A 19,336-nucleotide genomic window follows, 5' to 3' on the forward strand; every position below is an offset into this window, starting at 1 on the left:
CGGCGGCTCCTTCCGATCAAATGACACGTGAGACAAGCGGGTTTCCTGAGCTGAAAGCGGCGAGATGTCCAGACTGTCGAGCCAAAAATCCAGTCCTTTATCGGCTGATCAAGGTGAAGCGCGTCTCAAGTTTTCTTGCTCCCAGCCGTACAAGATTTCTACACAGGACTGGAACCATCCTGTACAAAACCTGTACAGTGTTCACCCAGACAAGAGAAGGTTACTGCAGATGACCCCCATTGCGTTGCCGGAACGCCTGCGCATCGATACCGCAGCCGAATGCTGGCAGGAACTGCGCGCGGCACTGGATGCCGGCGAAGACCTGCAGCTGGATTCGGCGGCCGTGAATGATGTGGACGCCGCCGGCGTGCAGGTCCTGCTGATGGCCCGCCATTCGGCCGCCCGCAAGGCGCAAAGCTGTTCGCTCATCGGGACCAGCGCGGTTCTGGCCCAGGCCCTGCAGGCACTGGGCGCACCCGAAGACGGTTTTGCGTCGAGCGCCGCACAACACGACGACAAGGATTCAGGAGACATCAATGGCTAAGGTTCTGGTGGTGGACGATTCCGCCTCGATGCGCCAGATGGTCGCATTCACCCTCAAGCAGGCCGGGCACGAGGTCGTCGAGGGCCGCGACGGCAAGGATGGCCTGAGCAAGGCCCAGGGCGCCAAGGCGGATCTGGTGATCACGGACGTGAACATGCCCGCCATGGACGGCCTGCAGCTGACCCGCGAGCTGCGCAAGCTGGGCGACTACAAGTTCACCCCCATCCTGGTGCTCACCACCGAGGCCGGGCCGGAGAAGAAGCAGGAAGGCAAGGCGGCCGGCGCGACGGGCTGGCTGGTCAAGCCGTTTGACCCCGACCAGCTGATGAACACCGTGAACCGGGTGCTGCGCTAGTCATGTCGATCGACATGGCCCAGTTCATCGATGCCTTTCTCGAGGAGAGCTTCGAGGGGCTGGAGCGCATGGAGACCGAACTCCTCGCGCTGGACGATGGCGACCCGGAGACGCTGAACACGATCTTCCGCTGCGCCCACTCGATCAAGGGCGGAGCCGGGACCTTCGGGTTCGGCGCGATCTCCGGGTTCACCCATGGCGTGGAGACCCTGCTGGACCGCATGCGCAACGGCGAGCAGGAGGTGGCCCCGGAGACGGTGAACCTCCTCCTGCGCGCGGTGGACACTCTGCGCGCGCAATTGCACGCCGCCCGCGATGGCGGCGAGGCCGACCCCGCCGAGGTAGCCGAAGTGCGCGCCCTGATCGAGGCCCATCTGGGAGATGCCGCGCCCGCCAGCGAAGCCGGAAACCCGCCGGCAGCCGGTGGCAACGATGGTACCGATGCCTCCAGCGGCGGGGACCACGGTGGCCCGCGCGGCTGGCGAATCCACTTCCGGCCCTACGCGGACCTGATGCGCACCGGCAACGACCCCCTGCGCATGTTCGAGGTGCTGGAGGAACTGGGCAGGCTGACCGTGCACTGCGACACCGACCGCCTGCCGGACAGCGTCGATGCCTTCGATCCGGAGGACTGCCACCTCGCCTGGACCCTGGAGCTGGAAGGCGATGCCACCCGCGACCAGATCCAGGAGGTCTTCGAATGGGTCGAGGACGAATGCGATCTGGAGATCGAGCCTCTCCAATCGGGCGGCGAATCGGGCGGCGAACCGACCGCTGATGCGCCCGCACTAACCCCCGAGACGGCCGCACCATCCGACAGCCAGCCGGAGACACCGGCCGCACGCGGCGCCAGTGGCGCACGCGGCTCGGAGTCCAGCTCCATGCGGGTGAACACCGGCAAGATCGATGCCCTGATCGACATGGTGGGCGAACTGGTCATCACCCAGTCAATGCTGACCGACATCAGCGAACAACTCGAGGAAGACCCTTCGCAGATGGAGGCGCAGATCGAGCGCCTGCGCACCGGACTGGGCGAACTGGAACGCAATACCCGCGAACTGCAGGAAAGCGTGATGAGCATCCGCATGGTGCCGATCGCGCAGGTCTTCAACCGCTTTCCGCGGCTGGTACACGACATCTCCGGGCAGCTGGGCAAGCAGATCGAGCTGACCCTGAAGGGCGAATACACCGAGGTCGACAAGACCGTCATGGAGCACCTGGGCGACCCGCTGGTACACCTGGTCCGCAACGCCGTCGATCACGGCATTGAAATGCCCGAAGAACGCGCTGCGGCCGGCAAGCCGGAGACCGGCCAGGTCACCCTGGAGGCCTTCCACCGGGGTGGCAACGTGGTCATCGAGATCCGCGACGACGGCAAGGGCATGGACGCCGACCGCATCCTCGCCAAGGCCCGCGATGCCGGCCTCGTTGGACCCAACCAGCATCCGGACCGCCACGAGATCCTGCAGCTGATCTTCGAACCCGGCCTGTCCACGGCCGACCAGGTTAGCGACCTGTCGGGTCGCGGGGTCGGCATGGATGTGGTCAAGAAGAATATCCGCGGTCTCGGCGGCAACGTCGAGCTGGAGTCGGAACCCGGCAAGGGTTCGCGCCTGACCATCCGCCTGCCGCTGACACTGTCGATCATGGATGGCCAGTTGCTGAAGATCGGCGAGGAGACCTTCGTGATCCCGCTGATCGCGATCGTCGAGTCGCTCCAGACCCTGCCAGAGAGCGTGAAACAGGTCTTCGGCAAGCTGCCCCTGTACCGCCTCCGGGACGAATACATTCCGATCGTCGACCTCGCGGCCCTGTTCGGCCGTACCGAGCCCAGCCCACTGCCGGAACGCGCCCTGCTGGTGGTCGCCGAGGCCGACGACCAGCGCGTGGCGCTGCGGGTCGATGACCTGCTCGGTCAGCAACAGGTGGTCATCAAGACGCTGGAAACCAATTTCCGCAAGGTCCCCGGCACGGCCGGCGCGACCATCCTCGGGGACGGCCAGGTGGCCCTGATCCTGGATGTCGCCGGGATCGCGCGCATGGCCAGCGGGCGCGATACCCGCGCGGCCTGATCATCAAGGAGCCGAACGCAATGGCGAACGACGCAACCCAATCGATCCACGACCCGGCCACCGCCGGCGAGGACCAGTACCTCACCTTCATCCTCGCGGAGGAGGAATACGGCGTGGACATCCTGCGGGTGCAGGAGATCAAGGGCTGGGAACGCCCCACACCCCTGCCCAACACGCCGGACTACATCCGCGGCGTGATCAACGTGCGCGGCATGATTGTGCCGATCATCGACATGCGTCTGCGCTTCGGCATGGAGCCGCTGGAATACGGCCCCACCACGGTGGTCATCATGCTGCGCGTGGTCGGCGAGGAACGCGAACGCGTAATGGGCGTGGTCGTGGATGCGGTCTCCGAGGTCTACAACATCGGCTCGGACAACCTGCAGCCGGCACCCGACTTCGGGACCCGCATCGGGGTCAACTTTGTACGCGGTCTGGCGACCGTCGAGGAACAGATGATCCTGGTGCTGGACATCGACACCCTGCTGGGTCCGGGCCTGATCGCCAGCGCCGATGCCATCGAGGCCGAGGCGACGGCGTAAGCCCGACCTCGCACACGGACCATGCGAACCATCGCGGTGATCAACCAGAAAGGCGGGGTCGGAAAGACGACGGTAACCCTGAACCTCTCTCATGCCCTGGCCCTGCAGGGCTACCGGGTGCTGGCGATCGACGCCGACCCGCAAGGCCACCTGAGCATGGCCTTCGGGCTGGAAGACCCCGCCGGCCTGGACCGCGTACTGCAGGATGGGGCCCGGTTGCAGGATGCCTTCAGCGAGGCCGGCAACGGACTGCAGATCGTCGCCGCCGGGGATCAACTGCAGGAGGTCGAGAACCTGAACCAGGGCGGCGCCGAACGCGGCTGGCGCCTGAAGAAGGCCCTGGACGCACTGGATCAGCCATTCGATTTCGTGCTGATCGACTGTCCGCCTTCGGCGGGCTTGCTGGGAATGAACGCGATCATCGCGGCCGACGAGATGCTGATCCCCGTGGCCGGTGACTTCCTGGCCCTGAACGGCCTGTCGCGTCTGATGCGCATCCTCCAGGGCGTCGAGGCGCGCCTGGGCTCGACCCGCAAGAAGTGGATCGTGCTCTCGCGCTTTGTCGAGCAACGCCGGCATGCCCGCGAGGTCCGCGAACGCATCCGCGAGCACTTCGCCGATGCCCTGCTGCCGACCACCATCCGCGAGACGGTGGTGCTGGCCGAGAGCCCGAGCTTCGGGCAGACGATATTCGAGTACCAGCCGCGCCACCGCGCGGCCGGGGACTTTCAGCAACTGGCCGCCGATCTGGTCGCGGCCGGGGCACCAACAACCACCCGCCCGACGGCGGCACACGCCTGAGCCTCGAGCCAGGGAGAACGGGCCATGACGACACGCAAACGCAACAAGCTGGGCAACGACCCGCTGGGCTGGATGGACGAATCCGGCGCGGCCGGCGAGGCAAGCGGCGACGAGCCCTCGACCGCGCCCCAGCCGACCGCTACGGCCACGCCCGAGCCCCTATCCGGCCCGCAAACCGACACTTCCAAGAAAACGAACAAACCCGCGCGTCGCCGCACCCCGGCATCGCGCCAGACGAACAAGCAAAGCGAGGACACCCCGATGGCCGCCACTCCGCAAACCGACGCCGCACACAATGCCCCGAACGAGATGATGGACGGGCACTTCATGCGTGCCGCCTGCGAAGGCTCGCAGATGGCCGTGATGATGTGCGACACCGACATGAACATCATCTACGCCAACTCGGCCGTGATCAGCCTGCTGCGGAAACGCAGCCATGTCCTGCAGCAGCACTTCCCGAACTTTGACCCGGATAACCTCGTGGGGCAGTCCATCGACCAGTTCCACAAGGACCCGTCGCATCAGCGCGCCATCCTGTCGAACCCGGCACGCATGCCGTACACCGCCGAGATCGAGGTCGGTGGCATCGATTTCAAGCTGCAGGCTTCCGGCATCACCGATGACAACGGCGCGCTCGTCGGCAGCATGGTGGAGTGGCAGGACATGACCGAATGGAATCAGTCGGAACGCGAGCGCGCTCGCTTCAAGGCGGCGATCGATGGTGCTACATCGTCACTCATGATGTGCGACGAGAACATGACCATCACCTTCTCCAACGCAGCGCTGACAACCATGTTCCAGAAGCATCGGGCAGCCTTCACCAAGGCGTTCCCAAGCTTTGATCCGTACAACATGGTTGGCCAGTCCATTGACCAGTTTCACTCGGTTCCGTCGCATCAGCATTCGATCCTGAAAGACCCCTCCAAGCTGCCCTACCAGACCGAAATCAGCCTGGGTGATCTGCGCTTCTGGATTAACGCCACAGCGATCATTGACGAAGACGGCAATTACGCCGGCAACATGCTGGAGTGGCGGGATGTCACCGAGATGCGAAACGCCGAGGCCGAGATCGATACCCTTATCCGGGATGCCGCAAGCGGCAAACTGGGTGAACGCCTTGAGGCCGAACGCTACAGCGGCTTTACCCAGAGCGTTGCGGAAAGCGTAAACGAACTGCTCGACGCCGTCGTGCCGCCCGTTCGCGAGGGCTCCCGCGTCATGCAGGCCATGGCGGAGGGCGACCTCAGCGTCCGCATGGAGGGCGAATTCCAAGGCGAATTCGGCGAGTTCCGCGACGCCATCCACACCTCGCTGGAAAACCTCGACGACCTGGTCGGGCAGATCCTCGAGGGCGCCGGCAACGTGCGCTCGGCCTCGGCCGAGATCGCCCAGGGCAACACCGACCTGTCCCAGCGCACCGAAGAGCAGGCCTCCTCGCTGGAGGAGACCGCCTCGTCGATGGAGGAGATGACCTCCACGGTGAAATCCAACGCCGACAATGCCCGCCAGGCCAATCAGCTCGCCAGCGCCGCGCGTGACAAGGCTCAGGAAGGCGGCCAGGTCGTGGAGAAGACAGTCTCGGCAATGGGCGAGATCAACCAGTCGTCGAAGAAGATCGCCGATATCATCGGCGTGATCGACGAGATCGCATTCCAGACCAACCTGCTGGCGCTCAACGCGGCAGTGGAAGCCGCCCGCGCCGGCGAACAGGGCCGCGGCTTCGCGGTGGTCGCCACCGAGGTGCGCAACCTCGCACAGCGCAGCGCCCAGGCCGCCAAGGAGATCAAGACCCTGATCAACGACTCGGTGGAGCGCATTGGCGAGGGCAGCAAGCTAGTCGACAACTCCGGCAAGGCGCTGGAGGAGATCGTTGATTCGGTGAAGAAGGTCTCCGACATCATTGCCGAGATCGCCGCCGCCAGCGAGGAGCAGTCCACCGGACTCGACGAGATCAACAAGGCCGTGACCCAGCTCGACGAGGTCACCCAGCAGAACGCCGCCCTGGTCGAAGAGGCGGCGGCCGCCAGCGAGTCACTGGACGACCAATCACGCGAACTGCTGGACCTGATGAGCTTCTTCAAGGGCGAACAGTCCGCGGCCGCTGGCCGCTCGATGAAACAACCGAACGCCAAGCCGGCACCGCAGCCCGCCTCCGGGAGCGCCGGCGGGCTGAAGCGCCCGGTCTCTGCCGGTGGCAACGCCGCCGCCAAGCGTCCGGCTGCAGCGCCCTCGCGCCAGGAAAGCTCGGAAGAATGGGAAGAGTTTTGAGTCCCGACACTCAACCCATGCCAGGGAGAGACTGATTGGCCGCCTCCGATCGCCTGAGCGAACGCGACTTCCGGCGCGTAGCCCGCCTGACCCAGGAACGCACCGGGATCATGCTCAACGAGAGCAAGAAGGAGCTGGTGTTCAGCCGGCTCTCGCGGCGGCTGCGCGTGCTCGGTCTCGACGCCTTCGACACCTATCTGGACCGGGTCGAGGGGGGGGACGAGGGCGAACTCGAGGAGTTCATCAATGCGCTGACCACCAACCTGACCGCGTTCTTTCGCGAACCGCATCACTTCGAGATGCTGGGTGGCCCAGTGCTGCAGGAGATCCAACGGCTCAACCCGAACGGCCCGCTGAAGGTCTGGTCGGCGGGGTGCTCCACCGGCGAGGAGCCCTACTCCATCGCCATGACCCTGGCCGAGGCCCTGCCCTCGCCGGATGACGTACGCATCCTGGCCACCGATATCGACTCGCGCGTGGTCGAGCATGCCGACGCCGGGGTCTATGACGCCAAGCGCGTCACCGGCATCCCGCGGGCACGCCAGAAACGCTGGCTGCTGCGCGGCAAGGGGGCCAACGAGGACCGGGTGAAGATCCGCGACGAGCTGCGCGCCATGGTGCACTTCCGCCAACTGAACCTGTTCGATCCGTGGCCGATGAAGGGCCCGCTGGACGTGATCTTCTGCCGCAACACCCTGATCTACTTCGACAAGCCGACCCAGAAGCAGCTGGTGGAGCGTTTTGCCACGCTGCTACGTCCGGAGGGCTACCTGTTCATCGGCCATTCGGAGTCCCTGTTCCGCGTGACCGAAGACTTCCGGCTGCTGGAACAGACGCTGTACCGGCGGGCCGGCTGATGTCCGCCCTGCCGCAGCTGCACGATGGCGCCTTCGCGCACATCAATCGCTACTGGGATCGGGTGCATGCCTGCCCGGCGGCGAAGCTGCTGCCGGGCGAATGCTATGTCTCGGTCTCGCGTTCGGAGCTGATCACCACGGTGCTTGGCTCCTGCGTCTCCGCCTGCGTGTGGTCATCCGAGGCCGGGGTCGGGGGCATGAACCATTTCATGCTGCCGGATGGCGACCGCGACAGCGGCTGGGGACCGGCCGTCTCCAACGCCACCCGCTACGGTACGCACGCGATGGAGTTCCTGATCAACGAGCTGCTCAAGCTGGGAGCCCGGCGCGAGGATCTGCGCATCAAGATGTTTGGCGGTGGCCGCGTGATGGCCGGAATGAGCGATGTCGGCGCGGGCAACATCGCCTTCATGCGCCGGTTCCTCCGTGACGAGAAACTGGAATTGGTAGCGGAAGACGTGGGCGGGCGCTGGCCGCGCAAGGTCGTGTTCTTTCCCGCCACCGGGCGGGCACGGGTCAAGAAACTCGTGTCCCTGCACAACAACACCCTGCTCGAACGCGAACAGGACTACCGCCGCCGACTGCAGGACGACCCCCTGCAGGGCGACGTGGAGCTCTTCTAGATGTCTGCCACCTCCAAGCCCATTCGCGTCCTGGTCGTCGACGACTCGGCCCTGATCCGCAAGCTGCTTACGGAAATCCTGTCCCAGGCGCCGGAGATCGAGGTCGTGGCTACCGCGGCCGACCCCTTCGACGCTCGCACCAAGATCAAGCAATACGAACCGGACGTGCTGACCCTGGATGTGGAGATGCCGAAGATGGACGGCATCACCTTCCTGCGCAATCTGATGCGGCTGCGCCCGATGCCGGTCGTGATGGTCTCGTCACTGACCGAGGAAGGGGCCGACGTGACCCTGGAGGCGCTGGAGGTCGGCGCGGTGGATTTTGTCACCAAGCCCAAGGTGGATGTCTCCCACGCCCTGCAGGACTATGCCGACGTGCTGATCGACAAGGTCCGCACGGCGGCGCGCGTCCGCCTGCAGGCGCGCAGTGCCACCCCCGCCCCGGCACCGCAGCGGCTGGCCAGCGTGGGCAGCGGACGTTTCCGAACCACCGACCGGGTCATCGTCCTGGGCGCCTCCACCGGTGGCACCGAGGCCCTGCGCGAGGTCCTGGTCGCCCTGCCACCGGACGCCCCGGGTATCCTCATCACCCAGCACATCCCGGCGGGGTTCAGCCGCGCCTTCGCCGAGCGCATGGACCGCAACACCGCGCTCAGCGTAAAAGAGGCCGAGGACGGCGATATCGTGATGCCGGGGCATGCCTATGTGGCCCCTGGCAGCGACTACCACCTGCGCCTGGCGCGCGACGGCGCCCGCTACATCTGCCGGCTCGACCAGGGCGGCCCGGTAAACCGCCACCGCCCCAGCGTCGACGTGCTGTTCAACTCCGCCGCCGAGCAGGCGGGGGCCAACGTCGTCGCCGCCCTGCTGACCGGCATGGGCGACGATGGCGCCCGCGGTCTGCGAGCGCTGCGCGACGCCGGCGCCCACACCATCGCCCAGAACGAGAACACCAGCCTGGTCTGGGGCATGCCTGGCGAAGCGGTCAAACTGGACGCCGCGGTGCAGGTCCTGCCGCTGGGAGGCATCGCCGCGTCCCTGATCCGTGACCACCGCAACGCCGCCGCATCCGGCCAATAGGAGCAATGTGAATGGACGACCGCATGCAATGGCTCACCCGTGATTCGGCCCAGAAAGGCCTGGCGCTGGCACTGACCGCCCTGCTCCTGCTCGCGGCCATCATCGCCGGCTTCTACGCCGCCTGGTGGCAGGCACTGGCCGCCACGACCCTGGCCGGGCTGGCGGCGGTTCTGGCCCTGGGCATCCAGCAGCGCGGGCCGACAACCGCTGACACCGTGTCCGATGAGCGCGCCTCCCCGGGCCAGCCCACCGGCGGGAGCGAACTCTCCGACGAACTGGATCAGGCGATGGATTTCGAACTGGGGCAGCTGTCGGCCGAGATCGGCCGCCAACGCGGGCTGATCGCCGAGGCGGTGAAGGAACTGGGTTCCAGCTTCAACGAGATGCACCAGATCGCCGGACGCCAGATGGAACTGATGACCAGCGAGGTCGCCCAGGACGGTGACGACGAGGGCATGACCCATGCCGAGGTCATCACTGAGCTGACCCGCAAGTCCGACGAGACCCTGCAGATGTTCATCGACACCCTGGTCCAGATCAGTCGCCAGAGCGTCGAGAGCGCCCACCACATGGAAGACATGAGCCAGCACATGGACGGGGTGTTCAAGCTGCTGGACAGTGCCGGCGCGATCGCCGGGCAGACCAACCTGCTGGCGCTGAACGCCAGCATCGAGGCCGCCCGCGCCGGCGAGGCCGGACGCGGCTTCTCGGTAGTTGCCGACGAGGTACGCTCGCTGTCGCAGCGTTCGGCAACCTTCCATGACGACATCCGCAAACAAATCGACCAGGCCCGCGAGTCGATCAGCAAGGTGCATGGCACGGTACACGACATGGCCTCGCGCGACATGAACGAAAGCATGGGCGAAAAAGAGCGCATTACTCACCTGTTCGAATATGCCAGGCGCGCCACCGACGAACTGGACGAGCGTATCCGCGAGGAGGCAGAGTTGAGTGAGCGCATGAATCAGGCGGTTTCCATCGCCGTGCGCTCACTGCAATTCGAGGACATTGCCCGACAGTCGCTGGGCACCGCCGAAGAGGCGGTTACCCACCTGCAGGAACTGCAGGGTATCCTGCACGAGGCCCGCTCGACCGAAGACGCCCGGGCCATGGCGCAGCGCGTGCGCGAGTGGCGCGACCGGCGCCAGGAGAACTACCACCGCGCGGTGGACCAGAAAAACATGGCCACCGGCGACGTGGAATTGTTCTGAAGTCTTGCCATCCAACACCCCGCCGACGTCGCCCTTCCGGCATCACGCCGGCCATCAGCCGCCGGGGAAGCGCAGCTTCATTCGCGCCTCCCCGCGGCACGTCGGATGTGCCACCGGAATCGACCGGACCACACGGTTGATTCCGCCGCAAGCTGCGACTCGGGTTTGCAGCGTCGCTTGCGCCGAACAAGCCAGGGTGGCTTTGTTCAGCGCCTACTTCACCGGGCACGAAGCCCCCAAAGCGCCAGGAATCGCATATGAGTATCGAGCAACACACCTCCGACGACGGCAAGGAAGTCCGCATCCGGGTCAAGGGTCGCTTCGACTTCGAACAGCACCAGGACTTCCGCGCCGCCTACCGCGACACCGCCGGGACTGGTGTGCGTTACACCGTGGACCTCTCGCAGACCGAATACATGGACAGCTCCGCGCTGGGCATGCTGCTCCTGCTGCGCGAACACGCCGGAGGCGAGTTCTCCGATATCACCGTCACCGGTGCCTCCCAGGGCGTACGCAAGGTGCTGGATATCGCCAATTTCGGCCGCCTGTTCCGCATTCAGTAGCAGGGTCGTGGACGAACAGACCAACATCCCGACCAGCAACGAATCCTCGCCGGGCGATTTGATCTCCGGCGAGGGACTGGTGCTGGTGGTCGACGACGACCCGCACAACCGCCGCCTGCTGCGAATGATGCTGATGGGCGCCGGATACCGAATCCGCGAGGCCAACAACGGTCTTGCGGCCGTGGAGGCCTGCCGCGAGCAAGTGCCGGACCTGATCCTGATGGACGTGATGATGCCGGAGTTGGACGGCTACCAGGCCACCTCCCGCATCAAGGCCGCGATGGGCCATCACTTCGTCCCGGTGATCTTCCTGACCGCCCTGGACGATGAGAACGCCCTGCTGCGCGGCATCGAGTCGGGCGGGGATGATTTCCTCAGCAAGCCGCTGAATCTCGCGGTCCTCAAGGCCAAGATCCATGCGATGGAGCGCCTGCGCGACCTGCACGCGGGGCTGCAAAACCGCAATGAGGCCCTGCTGCGCGCCCAGGCTCGCCAGGCCTGGGAAGAAGAGACCGCCGAAGGCCTGTTCTCGCGCGCCATCACCCGCCGCAACCAAGGTCTGGACCGGTTGCGGTTGCATCGCTGCGCTGCCTCCACCTTCAGCGGCGACGTAGTGCTCTCCGACTACACCCCCGACGGGGCGCTGCGCGTCCTGGTAGGCGATTTCACTGGCCACGGGCTGACCGCCGCGATCGGGACATATCCGGTCAGCGAGACCTTTCACACCCTGACCCAGGAAGGCGTGGACGACCAAGAACTGCTACACGAGTTGAACCACGTCCTGCACGATTTCCTGCCAGCCGCGATGTTCATGGGTGCGCTGCTCGTCACGTTCTCCGCCGACGGCCGCCGGGTCCGCCTGTGGAACGGCGGCATGCCCGACGCCTGGCTGTGCAACTCGCAACGGGACCGGGTGCGGCGCATCCAGTCCCAGGCCATGCCACTGGGCATCCTCGACCGCCTCGACGCTGATACCGGAACCCGTTCCTTCGATCTAGACGAGGGCGACTGGCTCACGCTGGTCAGCGACGGGGTGCTGGAGGCCACCGATGTCGCTGGCACCGCGTTCGGCGAAGGCACGATCTCTCGCCACTGCCAGTCCAGCCAGTCCTCTGCGGATGCTTTCGAGCGCATCCGCGAAGCGCTGGACACCCACTGCGGGGAAAAGACGCCCGCCGACGACATGACCCTGGTGACCATCGACTGCACGCCCGCGGTAGTCACCGAAAGCGAGCGCCCACAGGGTCGCCAGCTAGGGGGCACCCTACGTTGGTCAGTGGAGGCCAGCGACCAACGCCTGGCCGAGATTGACTTGGTCGGCGCGGCCCGATCCCAGCTGCTCGAATGGCTGCCGAACCTGGGAGGCGGCCACGCCGAGGCACTACAGACGGTCATCGCCGAGCTTTGCAATAACGCCTTCGAGCACGGTGTGCTGCGCCTGGACTCCGACATGAAGGCCACGGTAGAGGGCTTCGAGCAGTACTACCGCCAACGGGCCGAGGGCCTGCGCGACATTCACGGGCGGATTGGCATCTCCCTGCGCTACCGACCCATGACCGGCCAGCACTGCATCCGCATCCGGGTGCGCGACAGCGGCCCCGGCTTTGATCACCGCCAGATCCGGGAGGCGCTGGAAGGCCGTGGCGACAAGCGCCTATGGGGACGCGGCCTGAATCTGGTACGCCAGCTCTGCCATCAGGTGCGCTATCAAGGCAGCGGCAACGTGGTAGAAGCGGACTATCGTTGGGGTGCTGCCGTGGATAACGCGGCCGAGAGTGGAGCTTCAGGATGACTTACGCACTGGAGTCCAGGCCCAGTCCGGTGCCGATCGACTTGGTCAACGCCCTGAGCGAAGCAGTGCTGTTTGTCGCGCCGGATGGCCACGTGCGCTATGCCAACCCGGCGGCCGAGCGCCTGTTTGGCAGCACCGCCTGCAGCCTGGACGGGCGCGACATGGCCGCCCTGATCACGCCCCGGGACCCGGACTTCGATCTGCTCGAACGGCTGCGCGAATCGACGCGCGCGGATGGATGGATCCCCCGCCGCGATCCGGTAAACATCCTTTGCGACGACGGGGAGACGCGGTCGGCCCTCCTCGATATAGGAACCTGCCAGCACACGCATGAGAATGTGCAGTTCGTAGTCCTGCGGGAGCAACGGCCGGATCGGCCCGACGACACGCCGGAACAGGCCGAGTACCTGCGCGAGGCCATCGATCTGCTAACCCGCCAGGTACAAGAACGCATGCGCGCCGAACAGGCCCTGCAGGATAGTCACCGACGCCTGCTGGCCGCCCAGCGCGTGGCCCGTATTGGGCATTGGGATCTGGACTTGGTAACCGACGAACTCCAGCTTTCCCCGGAAGCCAGCGTGCTGTTCGGGCATGACGACCGCCCCCGCTCCATGACCCGCGAGGCGCTGATCGAAGCGACCCACCCGGATGACCGCGCAGCCCTGTCCTTCGCCCTCCTGCGTCTGGCCAACGGCGAAACCCCGCGCTTCTCCATCCGCCACCGCCTGCTACTGCCGAACGGCGAAGAACGCTACATGCTGGCCGAGGGCGAGCGCGCCGAGGATTTGCCCGCCCGTATCCTCGGCATCCATCAGGACCTGACCGAGCGCGCAAAAACCGAGCAGGCACTGTTCAAGCTCGTGAATTTCGACGCCCTGACGGGCCTGCCCAACCGCACCGGGCTGCGCAGCCGATTGCGGGCCACCCTGAGCGAGGCCGAGCGTCAGGGGGAGTCGCTGGCGGTACTGCTGCTGGACATCGACCGTTTCACATCCATCAACAGCACCCTGGGCCATGACGTCGGGGACGCCCTGTTGAACGCGCTGGCCCAGCGCATGCAGAACCTGCTCCGCCCGCGCGACACTCTGGCCCGCCTGGCCGCTGACGAGTTCGCCGTGATCCTGACCGAGATCGAGAACCTCGCCCATGCGCAGGAACGCGCCCAGACCATTCTGGATCACTGCTCGGAACCGTTTGCCCTCGGGAAGGGCCTGCATGTCGCCACCAGCAGCGTGGGCATCAGCCTGTTCCCGCAGGATGCACGCGGCAAGGACGACCTACTGCGGCACGCCACCAGCGCCCTGCACGAGGCCAAGGGTTCGGGCGGCAACACCTGCCGCTTCTATACCCAGGAGCTGAACACCCAGGCGCGCGAACAGCTGGAGCTGGAACAGGGACTGCGTGGCGCGCTTCGCCAGCAAGAATTCGAGCTCCATTATCAACCCCAGATCGGACTGAATCGCGGCGACCCCGTTGGTGTCGAGGCCCTGATCCGCTGGCATCACCCCGAGCGCGGCATGGTATCGCCGGGCGACTTCATCCCGCTGGCCGAGAAGACCGGGCTGATCGTGCCCATCGGCGACTGGGTCCTGCGCACCGCAACCCGGCAACTGGCGGAATGGGATCGCCTGGGCCTGCCACCGCTGCGCCTGGCCATCAACCTGTCCGCCCGGCAGTTCGCCGACCCCGAACTGCCCGAGCGCATCCTGGAGACCCTGCAGGCGGCCGGGCTCGCCCCCGAGCGCCTGGAAGTGGAGATCACCGAGAGCGTACTGGTCGAGGATATCGACGCGGCGGCCGCGATGCTCCAGCGTCTGGTGCACCTGGGCGTCTCGGTGGCGATCGACGACTTCGGCACCGGGCAGTCGTCCCTGCGCTACCTGCGGCGGCTGCCGCTGACCACGCTCAAGATCGACCGTGAATTCACCTGGGGCATCGGCAACGACCCGGACGACGAGGCGATTACCCGGGCGATCATCGGCCTGGGCAAGACCTTGAAGCTCCGGGTATTGGCCGAGGGCGTGGAGACTGAACAGCAGCACGCCTTCCTGCGCGACATGGGCTGCGACGAGGTCCAGGGCTTCCTGCTCGGCCGTCCGATGCCCGCCGCCCAGCTCGAACGCGAATGGAAGGAACACTCGCACACCGGGGTAACCGCATTGGGTGTACACCACAGAGGACGGGGCGAAAACCGAGGATGCCCTTGAAGCGAGCAGGATGCTGATGAGCGCAGCGAATCGCATCGATCCCACGGGGCAACCCGCCCCCGATGCGTGTCACATAGCTCAACGCATCCTACCGCTGCACGCCGCGAATCCGCCTGAAGGCCTTGTGGTGTCCTCTGTGCCCTCTATGGTGAAAAAGCTTTTAACCTGACCCTTCTGCGTGTCTTCGTGGGCTTCGTGGTAGACAATCCCTCCATCGGCAAAACCAAGGAGAAAGAGCATGCAGGACGGCAGTTTCGGTTCGGCACTCGTCACCGGTAACTCCAGCGGTCTGGGCCTGGGCCTCACCCGGGCACTGCTGGAACGCGGCGCGAAGGTCTACGGCATGAGCCGGCGCGGCTGCCCCGAGGCCGGGGTGAGCGGCGACGAAAAAGTGGATCTGGGCGATTTCAACGCCACCGGGGCCGCAATGGAGCGGCTGCTGGGCGGCGTGGACCGCGTTGATCTGGTGGTGCTAAACGCCGGGCTACTGGGCCACATGCAGCGCATGCAGGACGCGCCGATGGACGAGTTGCGCCTGCTGATGGACGTGAACACCTTCGCCAACAAGGTCATCCTCGACGCGCTGCTGAAGCAGCGCGTGGCCGTCGGCCAGATCATCGCGATCTCCTCCGGCGCGTCGGTCTCCGGGCATGCCGGCTGGAGCGGCTATTCGCTGTCCAAGGCCGCGCTGAACATGATGATGCAGCTCTACGCGCACGAGTTCCCCGAAGAGACCGCCATCAACGCCTTCGCCCCGGGCCTGGTCGACACCGCGATGCAGGACTACCTGTGCGACGAGGCCGACCGCGAGAGCTTCCCGGTGCTCCAGCGCCTGAAGGCGGCGCGCGGCACCCCGGACATGCCCGACCCGGAAAACGCCGCGCGCGCCATCCTGGATGCCCTGCCGCGCCTGCGCCACACGACCCGCGGCAGCTTCGTCGACATCCGCCAACTCTGACGCCCGTTTCGGTTTCGCACGCAGAAAATTGCGGTGGAAACGCTCTTGACGCTGCCCTTCTTCGCGGCTTCGGGCGGTTGGGGCGCGGACCGCGACCCAACCCGGAAAATCGGCTTCGCAGCGCCAAAAAAGGTTCATGAAGGTGCGTTGGATTTTGCCTGGGATGGCGCGTATAGTCGGGAGCGTGATTCGTGGTTGAGCGACAACACTAGGAAGTTTCTAGTTTCTGAACCAGTGCTCCCGTTGATCTGTTGGCAGCATGCCGCGAACACATTTGTTAGTTACATGAAGAGGTTACAAGTTGTGAATACTGGTGTTGTGAAGTGGTTCAACGAGAGCAAGGGTTTTGGTTTCATTACCCCCGATGATGGCGGCAAGGACGTGTTCGTCCATTTTTCCGCGATCAGCGGTTCGGGTTTCAAGACCCTGGCCGAAGGCCAGAAGGTCTCCTTTGAAATCCAGGAAACCGCCAAGGGCCTGGCCGCCGGCGAAGTGACCGCCATCTAAGGCGCCGCTCCCAAGGCTGACGGCTCCTTCGTTGGACCGTCCGAAAAGGCCGCCTCCGGGCGGCCTTTTTCGTGTCCGGCGTTCTGCATTCACCACGAAGCACACGAACAGACGGATTCGCAGTGCTCATCCGCAGGGGTCGGGCCGTCCCCGGATCGATGCGATTCGCTACGCTCATCAGCATCCTACCCACCACCCAACGCCCACCCTAACCCCTGCGTCCTCTGCGACCTCTGTGGTGCAATCGCTCTTGAGCGTGCGCTTCGTGGTGAATGCAGAAGTTCATCGAGAATGATTCAAGTACACTGCGGGGCTTTCCCGAAGGCTGCTCCCGCACGCGATGAACCGCCTGTTTCGCTCCACCGCCGTCGTCAGTGGCATGACCATGATCTCCCGGATCATGGGCTATCTGCGCGACATGGTGCTGGCGGTCACCTTCGGCGCCGGGCCGGCCACCGACGCCTTTTTCGTCGCCTTCCGCATCCCGAATTTTCTGCGCCGACTGTTCGCCGAAGGCGCCTTCAACCAGGCCTTCGTTCCGGTGTTCGCGGAGTTCCGCGAGAAGCGCGGGCGCGAGGCCCTGCGTGATTTGCTGGATCACACCGCCGGCACCCTGATGACGGTGGTCACCGTCGTGACCCTGATCGGGATCCTGGCGGCGCCGGCACTGATCTGGGTGTTCGCCCCGGGGCTGGGCACCCAGGAGGCCGGGCGCCAGGACCTCGCCGCAGCCATGCTGCGGATCACCTTCCCTTATCTGCTGTTCATCTCGCTGACCGCAATGGCGGCCGGCATTCTCAACAGCATCGGGCGCTTTGCGGTGCCGGCCTTCACCCCGGTCTTCCTGAACCTGTCGATGATCGTCGCCGCGCTGTGGCTGGCGCCGATGTTCGACGAGCCGGTGGTGGCCCTGGCCTGGGGGGTGTTTATCGCCGGGGCCCTGCAACTGGCCTTCCAGATCCCCTTTCTGTGGCGCGCGGGGCTACTGCCGCGCCCGCGCTTTGGACGCGCCCACGAGGGGGTGCGCCGGATCGTGAAGCTGATGCTGCCGGCGATCCTCGGGACCTCGGTGGTACAGATCAACCTGCTGGTGGACACCCTGATCGCGTCGTTCCTGGTGGCCGGATCGATCTCCTGGCTGTACTTCGGCGACCGCTTCGTGGAGCTGCCGCTGGCCCTGTTCGGGATCGCGATCGGCACGGTGATCCTTCCGCGCCTGGCGCGGCAGTACAACCTGGCCGACCCGGCCGCCTTCGGTCGCACCCTGGACTGGGCCCTGCGCCTGGCGATGCTGGTCGCCCTGCCGTCGATGGTCGGTCTGGTCGTGCTCGCAGTGCCGATCCTGGCCACGCTGATCCAGTATCAGGCCTTCACCCAGTTCGATACCTACATGACCGCGATGGCCCTGGCGGCCTATGCCCTGGGCCTGCCCGGCTTCATCCTGATCAAGGTGCTGGCGCCTGGCTTCTTCGCTCGCCAGGACACCAAGACCCCGGTGAAGATTGCGATCATCGCCATGCTCTGGAACATGGTGCTGAACGGCGCCTTTGTGCTGCCGTGGTATCTCTCCGGCACGCCCGGAGCGCACGCCGGACTGGCGCTGGCCACCTCGGCCTCGGCCTATATCAACGCCGGGTTGCTCTACCGCGGGCTGATCCGCGAGGGCATCTACCAGCCAGGACCGGGTTTGCGCTCGTTACGCCTGGGGCTGCCCCTGGGGCTCGCCGCGATGATCGGGGTGCTGATCTGGCTCTCGCCGGAGTTTGGCCAGTGGACCGAGTGGCCCGTCGACACCCGCCTGCTGGCGCTCACCGGCCTGATCCTGGCCGGCACCGCCACACTCGCCGCCACGTTGTGGCTGACCGGCGTGCGCCCGCACCACTTGCTGCTGCGCGAAGGCACCGATCAATGATGCCGGGGAAGGCCCCGGCGGGTTATACTTTCGGTTTTGCGCGGGATCGGGGCGATGCGGCTGATTCGCGGCCTGGGGCCGGCCGACAGCAAGGCGTTCGAGGCAGCCGGCATGCATGGCGCGGTGGTGACCATTGGCAACTTTGATGGTCTGCATCGTGGTCATCAGGCTGTTCTGGGACGGCTACTCGAGGCGGCGCAGGATCGCCAGGCGCCGGCGCTCCTGATGACCTTCGAGCCGTTGCCACGCGAGTACTTCGCCGCACGCTCCCAGGCCCCCGCGCCACCCGGCCGCCTGCAGCGGCTGCGCGATCGCCTGGTGACGCTGGGCGATAGCGCCCTCGGCGCAGCCTGGGTCCTGCGTTTCGACGCGCAGCTGGCGGGGCTTTCGGCCACGGCCTTCATGGAGGAGGTCCTGCATCGCCGTCTGGGCGCCCGCCATGTGCTGGTGGGCGACGACTTCCGTTTCGGACGCGGACGCGAGGGCGATCAGTCGGCCCTGCAGACGGCCGGCAAACGTCTCGGCTTCACCGTCGAATCCACCCCGACGGTGCGTGACGCCGAGGGGCGCATCAGCAGCACGCGGGTGCGCGCCGCCGCCGTCGCCGGCGACTTCGCCCGCGTGGCGGAACTCCTGGGGCGGCCCTACCGGCTGCACGGCCGGGTTGCACACGGCGACAAGCGCGGGCGCACCATCGGCTTTCCCACCGCGAACCTGCGCCTGGGGCCATGGCCGCTGGCACTGCGCGGGGTGTACTCCGGCTGGCTGCGCCGGGCCTCCGGCGAGGCCCTGCCCGCCGTCGCCAACATCGGCTGGCGTCCGACGGTGGGTGGCACCGAACAGCGTCTGGAGGCCCACGTACTCGAGGGCCAACCCGACCTGTACGGCGAGGCCGTCTGTTTTGAACCCGTCGCGCAGGTGCGCGGCGAGCAACGCTTCGAGGGCCTGGAGGCGCTGCGCGCGCAGATCGCGCGTGACGTCGAAACCGCCCGCACGCAACTCTCCGCACACGACTGAAACCGGCCCGCAGGGCCGATCCGGAAC

17 protein-coding genes are annotated in these 19,336 nt (G+C 66.0%); all 17 read left to right on the plus strand.

The window, feature by feature from the left end:
- Nucleotides 1-229: 229 nt before the first annotated feature.
- Nucleotides 230-544 (plus strand): lipid asymmetry maintenance protein MlaB, encoded by a 315-nt coding sequence (locus tag D579_RS0106810; RefSeq protein ID WP_018951505.1) that lies wholly within the window; start codon nt 230-232, stop codon nt 542-544.
- Nucleotides 537-899, plus strand: coding sequence for a response regulator (locus tag D579_RS0106815; RefSeq protein ID WP_018169253.1), 363 nt, complete (start codon nt 537-539; stop codon nt 897-899). Before D579_RS0106810 ends, D579_RS0106815 begins: the two co-directional genes overlap by 8 nt.
- A 2-nt stretch (nt 900-901) precedes the next feature.
- Nucleotides 902-2,971 carry a chemotaxis protein CheA gene (locus D579_RS0106820; RefSeq protein ID WP_018951506.1) on the plus strand — a complete coding sequence of 690 codons (2,070 nt, stop codon included), beginning with the start codon at nt 902-904 and terminating at the stop codon, nt 2,969-2,971.
- 20 nt (nt 2,972-2,991) lie between these two features.
- On the plus strand, nt 2,992-3,513 hold the full coding sequence (locus D579_RS0106825) for a chemotaxis protein CheW (RefSeq protein ID WP_018938350.1): 522 nt from the start codon (nt 2,992-2,994) through the stop codon (nt 3,511-3,513).
- A 21-nt stretch (nt 3,514-3,534) separates the two neighbouring features.
- Nucleotides 3,535-4,314 carry a ParA family protein gene (locus tag D579_RS0106830; protein WP_018951507.1) on the plus strand — a complete coding sequence of 260 codons (780 nt, stop codon included), beginning with the start codon at nt 3,535-3,537 and terminating at the stop codon, nt 4,312-4,314.
- Between the two features lie 24 nt (nt 4,315-4,338).
- Entirely contained in the window at nt 4,339-6,582 is a 2,244-nt protein-coding gene (locus D579_RS0106835; protein WP_018951508.1) for a methyl-accepting chemotaxis protein, read from the plus strand.
- Nucleotides 6,583-6,617: 35 nt separating this feature from the next.
- Entirely contained in the window at nt 6,618-7,439 is an 822-nt protein-coding gene (locus D579_RS0106840) for a protein-glutamate O-methyltransferase CheR (RefSeq protein ID WP_018951509.1), read from the plus strand.
- Nucleotides 7,439-8,062 (plus strand): chemoreceptor glutamine deamidase CheD, encoded by a 624-nt coding sequence (gene cheD / locus D579_RS0106845; RefSeq protein WP_018951510.1) that lies wholly within the window; start codon nt 7,439-7,441, stop codon nt 8,060-8,062. Before D579_RS0106840 ends, cheD begins: the two co-directional genes overlap by 1 nt.
- Complete coding sequence (locus D579_RS0106850) at nt 8,063-9,142, plus strand: chemotaxis response regulator protein-glutamate methylesterase (protein WP_018951511.1); 1,080 nt, start codon at nt 8,063-8,065, stop codon at nt 9,140-9,142.
- 11 nt (nt 9,143-9,153) lie between these two features.
- Nucleotides 9,154-10,353, plus strand: coding sequence for a methyl-accepting chemotaxis protein (locus tag D579_RS0106855; protein ID WP_018951512.1), 1,200 nt, complete (start codon nt 9,154-9,156; stop codon nt 10,351-10,353).
- A gap of 257 nt (nt 10,354-10,610) precedes the next feature.
- Nucleotides 10,611-10,916 (plus strand): STAS domain-containing protein, encoded by a 306-nt coding sequence (locus tag D579_RS0106860; RefSeq protein ID WP_018938355.1) that lies wholly within the window; start codon nt 10,611-10,613, stop codon nt 10,914-10,916.
- Between the two features lie 7 nt (nt 10,917-10,923).
- A complete protein-coding gene (locus D579_RS0106865) occupies nt 10,924-12,708 on the plus strand; it encodes a SpoIIE family protein phosphatase (RefSeq protein ID WP_018951513.1) in 1,785 nt (594 codons plus the stop codon).
- On the plus strand, nt 12,705-14,915 hold the full coding sequence (locus D579_RS0106870; RefSeq protein ID WP_026289458.1) for a bifunctional diguanylate cyclase/phosphodiesterase: 2,211 nt from the start codon (nt 12,705-12,707) through the stop codon (nt 14,913-14,915). Before D579_RS0106865 ends, D579_RS0106870 begins: the two co-directional genes overlap by 4 nt.
- A gap of 238 nt (nt 14,916-15,153) precedes the next feature.
- Nucleotides 15,154-15,873, plus strand: a complete 720-nt coding sequence (locus D579_RS0106880) for an SDR family NAD(P)-dependent oxidoreductase (RefSeq protein ID WP_018650621.1) — start codon at nt 15,154-15,156, stop codon at nt 15,871-15,873.
- Nucleotides 15,874-16,158: 285 nt separating this feature from the next.
- A complete protein-coding gene (locus D579_RS0106885; protein WP_196799411.1) occupies nt 16,159-16,380 on the plus strand; it encodes a cold-shock protein in 222 nt (73 codons plus the stop codon).
- A 340-nt stretch (nt 16,381-16,720) separates the two neighbouring features.
- Complete coding sequence (gene murJ / locus D579_RS0106890) at nt 16,721-18,292, plus strand: murein biosynthesis integral membrane protein MurJ (protein WP_018169266.1); 1,572 nt, start codon at nt 16,721-16,723, stop codon at nt 18,290-18,292.
- A gap of 54 nt (nt 18,293-18,346) precedes the next feature.
- On the plus strand, nt 18,347-19,309 hold the full coding sequence (gene ribF / locus D579_RS0106895) for a bifunctional riboflavin kinase/FAD synthetase (RefSeq protein WP_018650622.1): 963 nt from the start codon (nt 18,347-18,349) through the stop codon (nt 19,307-19,309).
- Nucleotides 19,310-19,336 lie beyond the last annotated feature (27 nt).

This window comes from Thioalkalivibrio sp. AKL12 (assembly GCF_000377925.1).
Taxonomy (GTDB): domain Bacteria; phylum Pseudomonadota; class Gammaproteobacteria; order Ectothiorhodospirales; family Ectothiorhodospiraceae; genus Thioalkalivibrio; species Thioalkalivibrio versutus.